Genomic DNA, 16,035 nt, shown 5'->3' with positions numbered 1-16,035 from the left:
GCGCAGGTGAACTGGCCGACCGCCACGTCGGAAAGACGGCAATCGGGCGGTTCGAGAGCGCTCGGGATGATCGCCCTTCGGCAGATGCCAGGCAGGCTCAGCCCGGCTTGGGATACATCGTGTCGCTGACGTCGGAGGGCACCAGGTCCCAGCGCAGCCGATCGCGGTCGTAGTCGGCGATCTTGCGGGCGATGATGGCGATGCCCTGGTTTAGGGGGAACTTGTACAGGTCTTGCCCCACCGGGTCGCCCGCAAGGGTGAACATGCGGGCAGGCAAGCCTTCGGTGACCGCCACCAGTTCGAACCCCGTCACTTTGTTGAACAGCGGAATCGCGCTGTGATGCAGGAAACGCCAGAAATCCCAGGGCAGCTCATGGGGCGGCCAAATCGGATGGGTGGCCATGAAAACATGCCCGCCCGGCTTCAGGACGGAATTGATCTCAAGCACCGCTTTCCAGGGAAACATCAGGTGCTCGAAGACGGAAATGGAGTAGACGAAGTCGAAGCGCTTCTCGGGAAAGGCCGAAGAAAGGCTGTGAACGTCCGCGACCACGTCCACGAACTCTCCGGCATGGATGTCGACGCCCGTGTAGTCCTGCACTCCTGGAAAATTCTTTCGGCCGTCGACGCCCGAAACGTTCCTCGAGCCGATCTCCAGGAGCGACGAATGGGGCGCATTCAGGACCATCTGCCGGAAATGCGCGAAAACCCGGTGATACGGGTCGTCACCGGCCTTCTGACGGCGCAGCCGCCCAACGAAAACATTGGCAAGGCGGAGGGCCAGCAGATCGAGTGCATTTCGCAAGCGTGTGGACATGGTCGTCTTCCCGGGACAATCCAGCAGTGTAGGGCCAGCGGCCGCCCACTTGCCTGCGGCATGCGCGCGTGTCTAGGGTATCCGCGGCGCGCTGCGTGGCGTGCCCTTGCGGCAGGCGTCCGAGCAGTACTTCACCTGGTCCCAGCAGCGTGCCCAGCGGCGCCGCCAGGCCATCGGCCGGCCGCACACCGCGCAGGGCTTCTCCGGCAGACCGCGGCCGTCGCCCTGGCCGCGCCGGCGCGGGCGCTCAGCCGGGGTCATCGCCGGCGCTGGACCAGGGCGGCGAGGCGCCGGTCGTGCCGGGGCCGTCGTGGCCGGGTGGCGGCGCCAGGGGCAGGCCGGCCTGGTGCAGGAGGTGGCGGAACGCGGCCAGCTCGCCGCGGGCACGCAGCAGCGACCAGAACGCCGCGACATCGACCTCGCCCTGCAGCAGCGCGACCGACTGGCGCCCCTGCCAGTCGATCGCCGCGCGCTCGGCCTGCCAGTGCCGCTGGCCACCGTCGTCGCCCGCGGCCAGGGCGAGTTCGGCCAGGCGCCCGGCGGCATGACCGGCCTCGAGCAGCGACTGGCCCTGGCTGGCGATGCGCCGCCACAGCGGTGCGCACGCGGCGGCGCCGTCGCGATGGCTGCGGCAGGCAGCCACCGGCGCGGCCAGGCCGGGGAGATCGTGCAGGTCGGCGGCCTGGGCCATGGCCAGCTTGTGCGCCGGCGTCAGGCGGTCGCCGCTGACCGGTCCGGCCTGCGCGTCCTCGCCGAGCAGACGTTCGATCGCCGCGGCGGTGGCCGGCGCCAGGTCGATCGCCTGCCAGGCGTCCAGCACGGCGGCGCGCAGCACGGTCGCGGCCGGCCGCCAGTCCGGCGCCGCCAGGGCGCGTTCCAGCAGCGCAACCCGCGGCGCCGCGGCGTCTGCGTGTTCGAGGTGGGCGACCCAGACCGCGGCATTGCCCGGCTGCAGGCGCGCCAGCAAGTCCAGCCAGGACTGCCGGTCGCAGGCCGGATCGCCGCCGCACGCGCGCAGGCCGGCCCAGGCCAGGATGGCGTCGGCGGGATGCCGGCGCAGCGCCTCGTCGAGCCAGCCCAGGGCGGTCCGGCGGTCGTCGGCGGCGGCGCCGCGCGGCGCCAGCAGCAGCGCGGCGGCGGCCACCGAGGCGGCATCGCCGCGCGCCTGCGCGATGCGGGCATGGGCCTGGCCGTGGGCGCGTACGGCGGCATCGACGCGCTGGACGTCGGCTGCCACGGATTCCGCCTCGACGGTCGCGGCGACGCCCGCTGCGGTCGGGGCGCAGCCGCGCACGAGCGCGAATGCAAGTGCGAGTGCGAGGCAGAGCAGACCCGGCGATCGGCGCGACGGAATGAGGGACATGGCTGACACTCCTTGCAACTGTCCAGACGTTGGTTGCCCCGTCCGGCCGGACCCGATGGCGTGCGTTGCGCATGCGGGCCGGCCTGCGCCGTTCCGCAACCCGCTCGCGCCCGGCGGGCGGCAGGGGGCAGCATGCCACGATGCGCGCAAGTGGAACCGTGCCGGATGTCGCTTCCAGTCCCGGCGACTACGCCAGGCTTCACGCTCCGGCGCTTCCGGCTGCCGGCAGGCGCCGCCGCGGCAAGCCTCAGTAACCGGCCGCGTGGCCGTCCTTGCGACTCTCGCTGGCGCCGATCCACACGCCCTGTTCGTGGTCGCGGGCGATCGCCTGATAGCCGCCGAACGGGCCGTCGGCGGCGCGCACGACATGGCCCTTGCGCATCAGCGCGCGCACCGTCTCCTGCGCGAAGCCCGACTCCAGCTCGACCACGCCGCCGTCGCTCATCACCAGCGCCTGGCCGGCCGGCTCGGTGGAGCCGTCGTGGTGGATGCGCGGCGCGTCGCCGGCCTCCTGCAGGTTCATGCCGAAGTCGACCAGGTTGATGATGATCTGCGCGTGGCCCTGCGGCTGCATGGCGCCGCCCATCACGCCGAAGCTCAGCCACGGCTTGCCGTCGCGGGTCGCGAAGGCCGGGATGATGGTGTGGAACGGCCGCTTGCCGGGCGCGTAGCTGTTCGGGTGGCCCTCGGCGAGCACGAACTGCTCGCCGCGGTCCTGCAGGATGAAGCCCAGACCGGGCGGCGTCATGCCCGAGCCCATGCCGCGGTAGTTGGACTGGATCAGCGAGACCATCATGCCGTCGCCGTCGGCGGTGGTCAGGTAGATGGTGTCGCCGCGCTGCAGGGCCGGGTTGCCGGCCTCGACGCTGCGTGCGGCGCGCGCCATGTCGATCAGGGCGCCGCGCTCGCGCGCGTAGTCCTTGCCGATCAGGCGCTCGACCGGCGCCGGCTGGAAGGTCGGGTCGGCGTACCAGCGCGCGCGGTCCTCGAAGGCCAGCTTCTTGGCCTCGACGAACAGGTGGATGTGCTCGGGGCTGCCGAAGCCGTAGCCGGCCAGGTCGTACGGTTCGAGCAGGTTGAGGATCTGCAGGGCGGCGATGCCCTGGCCGTTCGGCGGCAGCTCCCAGACCTCGACGCCGCGGTAGGTGGTCGACACCGGCTCGACCCATTCGCCTTCGTGCGCGGCGAAGTCGCCGGCGTCCAGGAATCCGCCCTGGGCGGCGATGTACTCACCGACCACCCGGGCGATGTCGCCCTTGTAGAAGGCGTCGCGGCCGCCGCGGGCGATCGCCTCCAGGGTGTCGGCAAGGAACGGGTTGCGCCACATCTCGCCCTTGCGCGGCGCCCGCCCGTCGACGGTGAACTGTTCGGTGAAGCCCGGGAACTGCGACAGCCGCGGCACGCTGCGCGCCCAGTAGTAGGCGATGGTCTCGGCGACCGGATGGCCGTTGCGTGCGTAGTCGATGGTCGGCGCCAGCACGCGCGGCATCGGCAGCCGTCCGAAGCGCCCGTGCAGTGCGAACCAGGCGTCGACGGTGCCCGGCACGGTCACCGGCAGCGGACCGTGCGAGGGCACGTCGCGATAGCCGTTCTCGATGAACCAGTCCAGGGTCAGCCGGCGCGGCGAGCGGCCCGAGCCGTTGTAGCCGTGCAGGCGCTGCGTCTTCGGGTCCCAGACGATGGCGAACAGGTCGCCGCCGATGCCGTTGCCGGTGGGTTCCATCAGGCCGAGCGCGGCGTTGGCGGCGATCGCGGCATCCAGGGCGCTGCCGCCGGCCTTCATGATGTCGAGCGCCACCTGGGTGGCCAGCGGGTGCGAGGTCGCCGCCATCGCGGTCGGCGCGATGACCTCGGATCGGGTGGCGAACGCGGCACCGGTGATGCGGTCGGCGGCCATGGCGGGAACGGCGAGCAGCGCGGCGGGCAGCAGCCCGGCGAGGATACGGGACATCGGCAGGCTCCGGTTCGCGGGAATCGCCGGCCGAGCATACGCCGCGCCCCGGCGCGACGCCGTCAACGGCGCGCCGGCCGGGGCCGCAGCGGCGCCAGCACGAAGGCCAGGCCGACCTGGGTGTCGCGACCGGGCGCGCGCGGCTGGCCGAGCAGTTCGCACAGGCGCGCCAGCAGGGCATTGGCTTCGGCCAGGCCGTCGCCGTCCAGCCAGCCGGTGTTGCGTGCCGCCCACAGGGTGCGCCGCGGCCCCTCGACGCAGGCGTCGCCGGCCGCCAGCGCGGCGTCGAAGTCGCGCCGGGCGATCGCCAGCAGGCCATGAGCGATGCGCGCCAGGGCGCGGCGCGCGGCGGCATCGTCGGGGCGGTAGCGCAGGGTCGGCTGGCCGCGCCGCACCAGGGCGAAGCGGCGTCCGCCGGCCGGACCCGGCGGGGTCTCGGCGACCAGGCCGGCACGGGACAGCACGCGCAGGTGGTAGTACAGGCCGTCGGCCGGGCGGCCGAGCTGCCCGGCCAGCGCCGCGACCGGCGCGTCGCCGCCCAGCATGGCCAGCGTGTCGACGATCTCCTGGCGCACCGGCGAAGCCAGGGCATCCAGGGCGGCCGGTGAGGAGATGCGGGGATCGCGGGTTCCGGACATGGATCGGGCTCGCGCATAGGCCATCGGTTGGCTTGCCATTATTGAAATGCGGACGTATTTTTCAAGCCCCGAAGCCTCGCCGGAGTGCGCCATGTCCCGCCCGAACCGCCCTGTCCCGCCCTGGATGGGCCTGCTGTTGCTCGGCCTGCTGGCGCTGCCGGCCGCCGCACGCGACCCGGCCACCGTGCCGGTCTGGCCCGACCGTGCCCGCGCGGCGCCAGGCATGTCGCCGCCACCGGACCTGCGCGTGCTGGCCAGCGAGGGCCGTCTGCTGGCCGGTGGCCTGGAGGGACGCTGGCAGGGCTGGGTGGACCTGGTCGACGGGCGCTCGCGTTCCGGCTACGTCCTGGGCCCGATCGAAGGGGGTGAGGGCTTCGACGGCGAAGTGCGCTGGTCGCGCAGCGGCGAGCAGGTGACCGCGGTCGACAGCGCCGAGGCGCGCGCCCGCGCCCGCAGCGACGCCTGGCTGGCGCGGCGCGGTTGGCTGACTGCCGATGGCGCCCGCTACGGCAGCGCGACGACGGTGGCCGAGGACGGCCAGGCCTGGACCCGCGTCGAGGCGGTTCCCGAGGAGGGCCAGCCCGTCGTGCTGTGGTTCGACGCCGACGGTCGCCCGGGCCGCATCGACCAGGGCGAGGGCCGCGACGCGCGACGCACGCAGTGGCTGGACTGGCGCGAGGTCGCCGGCCTGCAGGTGCCGTTCCACGTGGTCAGCACCGGCGACGATCCGCGCAGCCGCGCCGAACTGATCGTCGAGCGCGCGGCCCCGGCGCCGGCCGATACCGACCTGGACATGCCCGGGCAGCGCCCGGGGGACTTCCGCTTCGAAGGCGCCGAGGGCTGCAGCGAACTGGCTTTCGAGCTTCTCAACAACCACATCTACGTCGAGGCGGCGATCGACGACCGGCCAGTGCGCCTGCTGTTCGACACCGGTGGCGTCAACCTGCTGACGCCGCAGGCCGCCCGGCGCCTGGGTCTGGGCGTACAGGGGCAACTGGCCGGCCGCGGCGTCGGCGAGCAGACCGTCGATGTCGGCCTGGCGCGCGCCGGGAAACTTGCCCTGGGCGGTTTCGTGCTGGATGCGCCGATGTTCTACGTGATGGACCTGGGCGACCTGCCGGCCGTGGAGGGTCTGGAATTCGACGGCCTGGTCGGCTACGAGGTGTTCCACCGGGTCGGCGTGCGCATCGACTACGGCGCGCGTCGCCTGCTGCTGGTGGATTCCGCCCGGCAGGCGCCGCTGCCTGATGCGGTGGCGGTGCCGTTCGCGCTGGAAGAGCGCATCCCCGTCGTCCAGGGCAGCATCGACGGCCGGCCGGCGACGCTGTCGATCGACACCGGCTCGCGTTCTGCGCTTAGCGTCCACGCGCCGTTCGTGCGCGAGCATGGACTGATCGAAGCTTATGGCGCGCGCTTCGAGACGGTCACCGGCTGGGGTGTCGGCGGGCCCTCGCAGGGCTGGCCGGTACGGGTCGGCGAGGTGCGTCTGGGCACGGTCGCGGTGCCCGACCTGGCCGCCGACCTGATCACCCGCGAGACCGGCGCCCTGGCCAACGCGGCGATCTCGGCCAACGTCGGCAGCGGCCTGCTGCGCCGCTTCGTGGTCGAGTTCGACTACCCGAACCGGCGCATGTACCTGTCGCCCGGCAGCGAGCACGGCCTGCGCGAGCGCCACGACCGCGCCGGCGCCTGGCTGATGCGCGACGGCGACGCGCTGCGGATCGCCGCGCTGGCGCCGGACGGCCCGATGCAGCGGGCCGGCCTGGCGGTCGACGACCGGCTGCTGGCGATCGCCGGCGAGCCGGTGGCGGCGCGCAGCCTGGACGGCTGGCGGCGCTTGCTGCGCGAAACCGGACCCGGCACCGTGCTGGCCGTGCGCTTCTTTCGCGACGGTGGCGAGCGGGACGCCGAGGTAACCCTGGCCGACCTGGTGCCGCAGCGGTCCGCGCCGGACATGGACGCGGACTGAGCGACGAACGCCGTCGGACCGCGCAGGGCGATCCGACGGTGCCGCGATGGACTCAGCGCACCCGGATCGGCTGGCTGGCGATCACCTGGTCGCCGGTCTCGCCGGCCAGCACGAAGCGCAGCTCGTACTCGCCGGCCTGTTCGGGCAGGGCCAGACGGTAGGACCGGGTACCGGGCTCGTAGTAGGCGAATTCCCGGTACGTTCCCGGCTCGCTGCCGGCCGGCGCGACGCTGAGCCAGTGACCCACACCGTCCGGCCCCTCGGCCTCGACCTCGACCTGCCCGCCGGCGCTGCCCTCGGCGGGGCCGGCGATGCGCGCCTGCGCCGCGGTCACCCGCACCGGCTGGCGTGCGGCGATCTGCGTGGCGTCGCCGGCCAGCACCACGCGCAGCTCGTAGTCGCCCGGCACGGCCGGGGCGCGCAGCCGGTAGGCGGCCTCGTCGGCTTCGATCCAGGCGTAGGCCAGGTGGACGTCGGCGCCTGCTCCCGCTTGCGCGAAGCCGATCCAGTGCCCGGCGTTGCCCGGACCGCGCGCGCGGAAGTCCACCATGCTGCCGGCCATGGCCTGCGTCGGCGCCTCGATGGCGGCGACCGCCTCGACCAGGGTGATCGGCTGCCGGGCCAGCACCGGGTTGGAACGGCGCGGGCTGACGTAGCGCAGCTCGAAGGGGCCGGTGGTCGTGGCGGTGCGCAGGCGGACCGTCTGCATACCCGTCTCGAGCCAGGCATAGCTGGCCTCGCGATCGCCCTGGTACAGCGCGATGTAGTCGCCCTCGTCGCCCGGCCCCTGCCAGGCCACCTCGATCCAGCTCGCCACGGTCGCCTGCGCGGGCGCCGACAGGCTGGCGCTGGCCGGCGGCAGGGCCGGTTGCGTGGTGGCCGCGGCCAGGCTGCCCAGGGCGCCGGCCAGTTCCCTTGCATCGGTCGCGTTGAAGTAGCGGCCGCCGGTGTTCTCGGCCAGGCAGCGCAATTGCGCCTGGTGCGCCGGGTCGGCGACGTCGAAGCCGATCACGTGGGCGGTGAAGTCGACGCCGCGCTGCCCGAGCTCGCGGCCGACCTCGCAGGGGTCGAGATTGCAGGTCTCCTCGCCGTCGGAAACGAGGATGACCGTGGCCTTCTGCTCGGAACTGCGCAACAGGTCGGCGGCGTGCACGACCGCCGCGGACAGCGGCGTCATGCCGGTGGGGTTGAGTGCGTTGACCCGCCCGAGGAAGGCGCCGGCATCGAGCGGCGCGGGCTCGATCAGGGTCTCGATGTCGGCGCAGTCGCCCTTGCGCCGGTGCCCGTAGGCGACCAGCCCGAGGCGATCGCCGGCCGGCCAGTCGGCGACCAGGCCGGCGACCGCGTCGCGGGCGATCTCGATCTTCGTGCGGCCGTCGATCTGCCCCCACATGGATCCGGAGGCGTCCAGCACCAGCACCACGTTGGCGTCGGCGCGGGCGCTGGCGGGCAGCGCGAGGGCGGTACCGGCGGCGAACGCCGCCAGCGCGAGAATCTGCGTCTTCATGCGTTTCATCCTGGTGGCGGATGGCCCTTTGCGCAGGGCCTTCCGCGATTCATCGAGGGCTGGATCGCGGCCTGTCCCAGGCGGGGCCTGCCGGACGCACGCGGTCCGGCAGGTCCGGGGAGGATCCGACCGACTGGCGATTCCGCTCAGCGCCGGCCCATGCGCGGCATTTCGATCTTCTGCTCGCGGTAACCTGAGGGCACCTGGAACAGGTCGGCCGGCAGGCGGGCGTTGTCGATGCCCGCGAATTCCGAGGTGGCCCGGCGACCGCCGTCCAGGTCGGTGACCCGCAGGGGGATCTGCCCCTGCTTGAACGGCGTCATGTCGGCGAACTGCGCAAGCGGGCCGCTGGCCATGGACTCGACCATGTCCCGGGTCATGGCCATGACGCCATCCAGGGTCGCGCGGTCGGCGGCAGACAGGCCCGACAGGACCGATGCATCGCCCATGCAGGACTCGTTGACGGTGCGTCCTTGCACCTGAGTGCGGTAGATGGTGCACGAATGGCCGGCGACCCGGTCGCGCTGGCCGGTGTCGACCACCCTGACCATGGCCTCGCCCCCTGCGCCCGGCAGGGCGCCGCCGACCATGCCCTGCATCTGGGCACGGACCTCCGGCGGCATGTTGGCCATGGCCGACTCGAGCTGCGCCATGGCGTCGTTCAGCGCGCCGCTCATCTGCTCCATCTCGGTACGGCCGAGGCGGGTGAACTCACGCTTGCCATGGTCGAGCATGGTCATGCTGCCATCGGCGGGATTCATGATCACGCTGACGTTGCCGTCGGTGTCGCTGCGCACCTTGCCATGGCCGATCAGCAGGCCCTGGATGGCGGCGCCACCGCCTTCGGTGGCCTGGAAACTGATACGGGCATCGGCCAGCGCGGTGGCGGCCGGCAGGGCCAGCGCGAGCATGGCGGCGAGCGGTCGAAGGGTCATGGCGGGTCTCCTTGGGCGTGGCAGAGGCGCCCCGGTGCCGCAGGCACCGGGGGAACCCGAGGATAGACGGGAAAAAGGCCGTGCGACTGCCAGACCGCCGATCGGCGCTGCCGGACGGGCCCGCCCCGGCGGCAAGCGGCCCGCTCAGGCGGGCTTGATCACCCAGGCCTTGCACCAGGCGCGGGCTGGCACCGCCTTGCCCGGGAACAGCGCGCAGGGCGCCACGGGGTCGGTCTCGGCGCCCTTGTAGTGCAGGCAGTTGGCGCAGATGGCGTCCGGCTTCAGCAGCGGTTCGCTCGCCGGCACCTTGGCGACGTCATCGACGTAGCCCAGCGCCCTGGCGGTCGGTTCGTCCTCGCCGAGCAGGGGAAGCGCATCCTGCGCGCCGGCCGGGACGGGGCGGGCGACGGCGACCACGGCAAGGGCGAGGGCGCCCGAGCCGGCGGTCTTGATGAACTGGCGGCGGTTGCACGACATGGGACTCTCCTGCGTTGACGGTGGCTGGGCATGGCTGCGGCCGCTGGCGGACAGCGGGCGAGCCGGCGCGCCTGCGCGGGCGACCAGGAACGGGCGCACGCTTGCACGCATGCATGGGCGCCGAGTATGGCAACCCTCGCCGCCGCGATGACGTGATGGAACGTGGAACCATTCGCGTTCCCGTTCCGATCCGATGCCGGGATTCCCGGCCGAGCGTCGCCGGCGTCGAGACCAAACGCCCCCGAAGCACGCCGCTATCACCCGCCACCCTTCCCACGTTGCGCCGGAGGGATCAGATAGCGCTCCGAGTCCGAGTCCCGAGTCCCGAGTCCCGACTTCCGTACAGCGGCTGGCCGTTCCCCCTGCGCGCTTCCCGCTTCCCAGGCACCCGAAACCAGAAACCCGAGCCGCGCCGCCGCACTTCTCCCCTCCCCCGCCGCGCGGGGGAGGGGCGGGGGAGAGGGCTGCCGCGGCCAGCGCGCGCGCCTGGATCGGCAACGGCGCCAATCAGGCCAAGGGAACTGGCCGCCAACGCAATGGGCTGCCGAGGGCGCTTGCCCCAGAACCGCGGCGATGGAAAAGAAACCAGGAAACAGACGCCCCGCTCAGTCCTCCACCTGGAAGCGCCGGCTCACCGACAGCGCATCGTCGAGCAGGATGTCGACCTGGTAGTCGCCTGGGGGAAAGCCGTCGGCCTTGGCGATCCGGAAGGCATGTACGCCCGCCTCCTCGATGCGGTGCGCCTCTTCGTGGAACACCGGGCCGTCGTGGCCGAAGCGCCAGCGCGCCGCGATCGTGCCGCCGCCCTTGCCCTCGGTCAGGATCACCGCCTCGATCAGGTCGTCGGGTGCGAAGCGGGTGGCCGGTTCGCTGACCGGTCCACCACCGCTGTCGAACGTGCGGGCCATCTGCACCTCGGCGACGTTGAAGCCGCCGGGTTCGGCCCGGCCGGCGCCGACGGCAGCCTCGCCGGACCGATCACCGGGACCTGGCGCGGTGCCGCCATCGCCTCCGGAACAGGCGGTCAGCAGGGCGGCAAGGCCGAGGATGACGGGAAGGCGATGCGCTGGCATGGGTGGAAGGTCTCCAGGAATCGGGTGCTCAGGCCTCGGCCAGGCCGGGCAGGCGGTCGGGGAACGGCCGCGGCTGCGAGTAGAGGAATCCCTGCAGTTCGTCGCAACCGCGACGGACCAGCCAGTCCCGCTGGGCCGTGGTCTCCACGCCTTCGGCGACCACGCGCAAGGACAGGCTGTGCGCCAGGGAGATGATGGATTCGCAGATCGCCTCGTTCTGGCGCTCGGTGAACAGGTCGCGCACGAAGCCGCGATCGATCTTCAGCTTGGTGACCGGCAGGCGGCTGAGGTACCCCAGGTTGGAGTAGCCGCTGCCGAAATCGTCGATCGACACCTCGACGCCCAGCTTGCGCAGCGCCTCGATGGTGCGCACCACGCCGCCCGGGTCGGCCAGGATCACGCTCTCGGTGATCTCCAGTTCGAGCAGGCGGCCGTCCGCGCCGGTCCGTTCGAGCGCCTGGCCGACCTCGCGCACCAGGTCGTCGTGCATGAACTGGTGCGCCGACACGTTGACCGCGATCCGGCAGGGCCGCCCGGCAAGACGGGCGGCGTCCGCCTGCCGCAGGCAGGCCTGCCGGATGACCCAGCGGCCGATCGGCACCATCAATCCGGTCTCCTCGCAGATCGGGATGAAGCGAGCCGGCTGGCGCAGGCTGACCGGCCCGTTCGGCCAGCGCAGCAGCAGTTCGATGCCGGAGACCGCGCCGGTGACCGCGTCATGCTGCGTCTGGTAGTGGAGATCAAGCTCCTTCTCCAGGTCGGGACCGCGCAGCCGCGAGACCAGCTCCAGACGGTTGCTGGCGGTCCGGTGCAGCACGTCGGAGAACATCACCGCCCGGTTGCGGCCCTGGCGCTTGGCCTCGTACATCGCGGCATCGGCGCTGCGGATCAGGGTGTCCGGATCGGTGCCGTCGCGCGGACCGATGGCGATGCCGATGCTGGCGCTCAGGAACTGCGTGGTGCCGGCCACCTCGACCGGCTCGGCGACCGCGCGGTGCACGGAAGCGACGACCCGGTCCACCGCGTCCGCATCCGCCAGCAGCATGAACTCGTCGCCGCCGAAGCGGCCGAGCGTCACGCCCGGTCCGACGGCGTCGGCCAGGCGCTCGGCGATCGTCCGGATGACGTTGTCGCCGACCGCATGACCGAGGGCGTCGTTGATGACCTTGAACTGGTCGAGGTCGACGAACACCACGGCAAGCTCGCCGCCGCGCTCGCCCGCCAGCGCCAGCCAGCCGCGCAGGCGCTCCTTGACCGCGCGCCGGTTGGGCAGGCCTGTGAGGTCGTCGTGCTGGGCCTGGTGGGTGAGGATCTGCTCGAACCGAAGCTGCTCGGTGAGGTCGCGCAGCACCAGCTGCAGGCCCTCGCCGTTGCCGTCCCGATAGGCCGACACGGCCATCTCGGCCAGGAATTCGCCGCCGTCGGTCCGGCGCACCCGGACCTGCCTTCCGTTGGTGCTCCAGCGGGGGTCGCGCAGGGCGTTGGCGATCGCCGGCTCGAACAGGCGGTCGACGCCGCAGCCGGCGAGCTCGCGGCCGTCGTCGCCGCGCAGCACCTTCGCCGCCGAGGGGTTGCAGAACACCACGACGCCCTCGCGCAGCACCAGCAGGGGCAGGGGCAGACGCTCGACCAGGCTGCGGTAACTGTTCTCGCGCTCGACCAGCGCGCGTTGCGCCTCCAGCTCCGGCGACCGGTCGAGCATGCCGCCGACCATTCGCAGGGCCTTCCCGGTGTCGTCGCGAAGGATGAAGCCGCGGTCGCTGACGTGCGCCCAGCCGCCGTCCATGCGCAGATAGCGGTAGTTCTCCTCCCAGCTGTCGCCCTCCCCGCCCAGGGCGGCGTCGAAGCTGGCGGCCACCCGTTCCCGGTCATCCGGATGGAGCCGACTGCGCCAGCTCTCGATATTGCTGTCCGGCATGTCCGGATCGGTGCCGAAGTGGCTGTAGTAGCTGTCGCTCCACCACAGGTGGTCGAGGCCGGCGTCGTAGTCGTAGATCGCGTCGTTGCTGACCCGCGCGACCAGCCGGAAGCGCGCCTCGCTGTCCGCGAGCTCCTGCTCGGCGCGGACCTTGTCGGTCAGGTCCAGGCTGGCGACGAGTCGGGCCGGCCGGCCCTCGAAATTGACCGTGGTGGCGAACACGCGGGCATACAGCAGCCGGCCGTCGCTGGTGCGGTGCCGCCAGACCTGGCCATCGTCGGGCTGCTCCCGGCGCAGTGCCGAACGGAACCGCTCGAGCTCGTCGTGCGGCAACAGGTCCTGCAACGACATCGCCGAGAAGTCGGCCAGGCTCCAACCGTACAGGTGGACGGTTGCCTCGTTGACCGCGAGGAAGCGCAGGCTGTCCTGGTCGAACACCCACAGCGGCACCGGGCTTAGCTCGAACAGGTAGCGGTACTGCGCCTCGGCGAGGGCGATGCGTTCCTGTGCCAGGGTCGCCTCGGTGATGTCGAGCAGGGTGCCGGTGACCACCGGCACGCCCAGCACGTTGATGCGCGGCTGCGCCCGCAAGCGCAGGTAGCGGATGCGCCCGTCCGGCTGAAGGGTGCGCACCTGCTGGTCGATGGGCAGGCGCATGGCGCCGGCCTCCCGCACGCGCGCGTCCAGCGCGTCGCGGTCGTCGGGATGGATGCGTTCGCGCAGGGTCGCGTAGCCGCCCCGGCTGCGCGGTGGCAGGTCGAGCAGGCGGGACACCTCGTCCGACCACATGAGCCGGTCGCTGTGCGATTCGTACTCCCACAGCCCCAGTTCGCCGATGCGTTGCACTTCGGCCAGGCGCTCCTCCTTGATCCGGAGCTGGGTGACCGCCGCATTGCCGGTGCGCCAGGCACGCAGTGCCTGGCCGATCGCGAGCAGGGTGAGCAGCGTGATCGCGGCAAGGCCGAACGCCGTCGCAATGACAGTCTGCCGCCAGACGAACAGGATCTCGGACTCGGTCCGGCCGACCGCAACCAGGATGTCGTAGCGCTCCGAACGCTCGAAAGCCATCATCCGCACTTCGCCGTCGAGCAGCGCCGGTTGCAGCAGGGCGCCGCGCGCCTCGTCCCGGAACTGCGTGAGCATCTGCGCGGCGGACAGGTCCAGTTCGCGATAGCGCGCGGAGTCCCGGTGGCGGGCGATCAGGCGGCCGCTCTCGTGGACCACCGACACCGAACCACCCGGACCCAGGTCGAGGTCGCGAAGCAGGGCGTCCAGGGCATCCATGTCCAGGGTGCCGACGATCCAGCGGATGGTGTGATGGTCGACCGGGTGCAGCATGCGGACCACCCAGCGTCCGGCGGCATCGCGAGTCGGCGCCGTGAGCACGGTACGCTCGGCGGCCAGCGCCTGCGCATGGCTGCCCTGGGCCCAGTCCGGCAACAGTTCCTCCGCCTGGTCCTCGACGTCCGGACGGGTGATCGCCCGGCGCCCCGTACCGACCAGCTGCACCGTCAGCAGCGCCGGCGCCTGTGAGCGCAGTCGGGCCAGGTGCACGGTCATCGCGCCATGTTCCTGGGTGAGGTCGGGCAGCAGTCGGGCGAGCTCGGCGAGCACCACCGCGTGCACGTCCAGATAGCGGCCGACCGTGGCGGAGACCGCGCTGGCCAGCGAGGACACCTCGCGCTGCGCGTCGTCGAGCTCGGCGCGGCGCAGGAAGCCCAGCAGCAGGGCCGCCAGCAGCACCAGGGCGGCGAGCGTGATCAGGCTGCCCAGCCACAGGCGCAGCGGCAGGCGAACCGGCGCGGCCACGATCGCGGCGTGCTCGGCTCGTTCTGGCATCGGGCGCTGCTCCACGGACTTCATGGCGGCGATCCGGGACAGTCCCCCTGCCCCTCCCGGCCGCACGCGGCCGCGGCCTCACCCTAACGCGGCGCCGTTACCGCGACAAGCCGGCGATGCCGCAACTGCGTCGAGGGCGGCCGGCCCCGGCGGGCTGCGGCCGCCCGGTACCGTCATCCCTCGCCGTCCGCGCCCAGGTAATCCAGCGCCAGTTGCAGCATGGCGCGGGTGCCGACGGTGAGCGCCGACTCGTCCATCAGGAACTGCGGCGAGTGGTTGGACGGCGCCTCCCGGGGGTCGATGCCCTCGCCGGTGGCGCCGACGAAGAAGAAGAATCCCGGCACCCGCAGGGCGTACTCGGAGAAGTCCTCGGCGCCGGTGATCAGCGGCATCGCCACCACCTGGCCGTCGCCGGCGACCTTGCGCAACGAGGGCAGCACCCGATCGGTGAGCGCCGGATCGTTGCGGGTGACCGGGTTGCCGCGCTCGGCGGGCACTTCCAGCTCGACCGTGGCGCCATGCGCGGCGGCGACCTGGGTGGCGGTCTGCCGCAGGTGCTCGAACACCGCCTCGCGCATGTCCGGCTCGAAGGTGCGGATGGTGCCGATCAGCTCGACCTCGTCGGGGATGATGTTGAAGCGGATGCCGCCCTTGATCGCCCCGAAGCTCAGCACCACCGGCTGCCGGGTGATGTCCATGCGCCGGCTGACGATCGCCTGGCTGGTGGACACGATGTCGGCGGCGGCGACGATCGGATCGACGCCGCCCCAGGGACGCGATCCGTGCGTCTGGCGACCCTTGACGACGATCCGGAAGCGGTCCGAGGCGGCCATCAGCGGCCCGGACCGGTAACCGATCTGCCCGGCACGCAGGGTGGAGAACACGTGCAGTCCGAACACCGCCTCCGGCTGGAAGTCCTCGAACAGGCCCTGCTCGAGCATCATCAGGGCACCGCCCTCCTCGCCCTCGGGCGGACCTTCCTCGGCGGGCTGGAAGATGAACATCACCTCCCCGGGCAGGCTCTCCCTGATCGAGACCAGGGCCTGGGCCACGCCCATCAGGATCGCGACATGGGCGTCGTGGCCGCAGGCATGCATCACGCCGACCGTCTCGCCGCGGTATTGCGCGGTGGCAGTGGAGGCGAACGGCAGGCCGGTGGCCTCGGTGACCGGCAGCGCGTCCATGTCGGCGCGCAATGCGATGCGCGGGCCGGGGCGAGCGCCCTTCAGCACCGCGACGACGCCGGTGTGGGCGATGCCGGTGCGCGGCTCCAGGCCCAGGCCATGCAGGTGCTCGGCAACCAGGGCGGCGGTGCGGAACTCGCGATTGCCGAGCTCTGGGTTGCGATGGATGTCGCGACGCCACTCGCGGACCGCATCGTCGACGGCGGTTGCCAGGGTCTCGACCTGGTCGGCGCGCGCGACCGGCGCGGCGGCCAGTACGCACGCGAACAGCATGGCGGTGTACGGGTGGCGCAGGTTCATCGTCGCTCTCCGATGGATGGCACGGCCGGTGCCGAGGGTGCCAGGTCGGGTCCGGGCGGGCCTG

12 protein-coding genes are annotated in these 16,035 nt (G+C 72.3%); 1 reads left to right on the top strand and 11 read right to left on the bottom strand.

The window, feature by feature from the left end; translation table 11 throughout:
• Positions 1-97: 97 nt before the first annotated feature.
• The 5 genes from KF823_11270 to KF823_11250 form a co-directional block, all read right to left on the bottom strand.
• On the bottom strand, positions 98-817 hold the full coding sequence (locus tag KF823_11270) for a class I SAM-dependent methyltransferase (GenBank protein MBX3726480.1): 720 nt from the start codon (positions 815-817) through the stop codon (positions 98-100).
• A 72-nt stretch (positions 818-889) separates the two neighbouring features.
• Positions 890-1,078, bottom strand: coding sequence for a DUF2256 domain-containing protein (locus tag KF823_11265; GenBank protein ID MBX3726479.1), 189 nt, complete (start codon positions 1,076-1,078; stop codon positions 890-892).
• A complete protein-coding gene (locus tag KF823_11260; GenBank protein MBX3726478.1) occupies positions 1,065-2,180 on the bottom strand; it encodes a hypothetical protein in 1,116 nt (371 codons plus the stop codon). Before KF823_11260 ends, KF823_11265 begins: the two co-directional genes overlap by 14 nt.
• A gap of 247 nt (positions 2,181-2,427) precedes the next feature.
• Entirely contained in the window at positions 2,428-4,131 is a 1,704-nt protein-coding gene (gene ggt / locus KF823_11255) for a gamma-glutamyltransferase (protein MBX3726477.1), read from the bottom strand.
• Positions 4,132-4,193: 62 nt separating this feature from the next.
• The gene (locus KF823_11250) at positions 4,194-4,769 is read right to left on the bottom strand and encodes a helix-turn-helix transcriptional regulator (protein MBX3726476.1); all 576 of its coding nucleotides are present in this window, start codon (positions 4,767-4,769) and stop codon (positions 4,194-4,196) included.
• Between the two features lie 91 nt (positions 4,770-4,860).
• Between KF823_11250 and KF823_11245 the strand changes: the two genes are divergently transcribed.
• The gene (locus KF823_11245) at positions 4,861-6,738 is read left to right on the top strand and encodes an aspartyl protease family protein (protein ID MBX3726475.1); all 1,878 of its coding nucleotides are present in this window, start codon (positions 4,861-4,863) and stop codon (positions 6,736-6,738) included.
• A gap of 52 nt (positions 6,739-6,790) precedes the next feature.
• Here the strand turns inward: KF823_11245 and KF823_11240 are convergent, their stop codons facing one another.
• The 6 genes from KF823_11240 to KF823_11215 all read right to left on the bottom strand — a co-directional run bounded on the left by KF823_11240 (position 6,791) and on the right by KF823_11215 (position 15,971).
• A complete protein-coding gene (locus KF823_11240) occupies positions 6,791-8,245 on the bottom strand; it encodes a VWA domain-containing protein (GenBank protein ID MBX3726474.1) in 1,455 nt (484 codons plus the stop codon).
• A 146-nt stretch (positions 8,246-8,391) separates the two neighbouring features.
• On the bottom strand, positions 8,392-9,180 hold the full coding sequence (locus KF823_11235; GenBank protein ID MBX3726473.1) for a DUF4412 domain-containing protein: 789 nt from the start codon (positions 9,178-9,180) through the stop codon (positions 8,392-8,394).
• A gap of 144 nt (positions 9,181-9,324) precedes the next feature.
• A complete protein-coding gene (locus KF823_11230; GenBank protein ID MBX3726472.1) occupies positions 9,325-9,657 on the bottom strand; it encodes a high-potential iron-sulfur protein in 333 nt (110 codons plus the stop codon).
• Positions 9,658-10,262: 605 nt separating this feature from the next.
• Complete coding sequence (locus KF823_11225) at positions 10,263-10,730, bottom strand: hypothetical protein (GenBank protein MBX3726471.1); 468 nt, start codon at positions 10,728-10,730, stop codon at positions 10,263-10,265.
• A 28-nt stretch (positions 10,731-10,758) separates the two neighbouring features.
• Complete coding sequence (locus KF823_11220) at positions 10,759-14,487, bottom strand: EAL domain-containing protein (GenBank protein MBX3726470.1); 3,729 nt, start codon at positions 14,485-14,487, stop codon at positions 10,759-10,761.
• Positions 14,488-14,660: 173 nt separating this feature from the next.
• Positions 14,661-15,971 (bottom strand): amidohydrolase, encoded by a 1,311-nt coding sequence (locus tag KF823_11215; protein MBX3726469.1) that lies wholly within the window; start codon positions 15,969-15,971, stop codon positions 14,661-14,663.
• Positions 15,972-16,035 lie beyond the last annotated feature (64 nt).

The organism is Lysobacterales bacterium, assembly GCA_019634735.1.
In the GTDB taxonomy this organism is placed as follows: Bacteria; Pseudomonadota; Gammaproteobacteria; order Xanthomonadales; family UBA2363; genus Pseudofulvimonas.
This window is presented reverse-complemented; position numbering and strand designations above follow the sequence as displayed.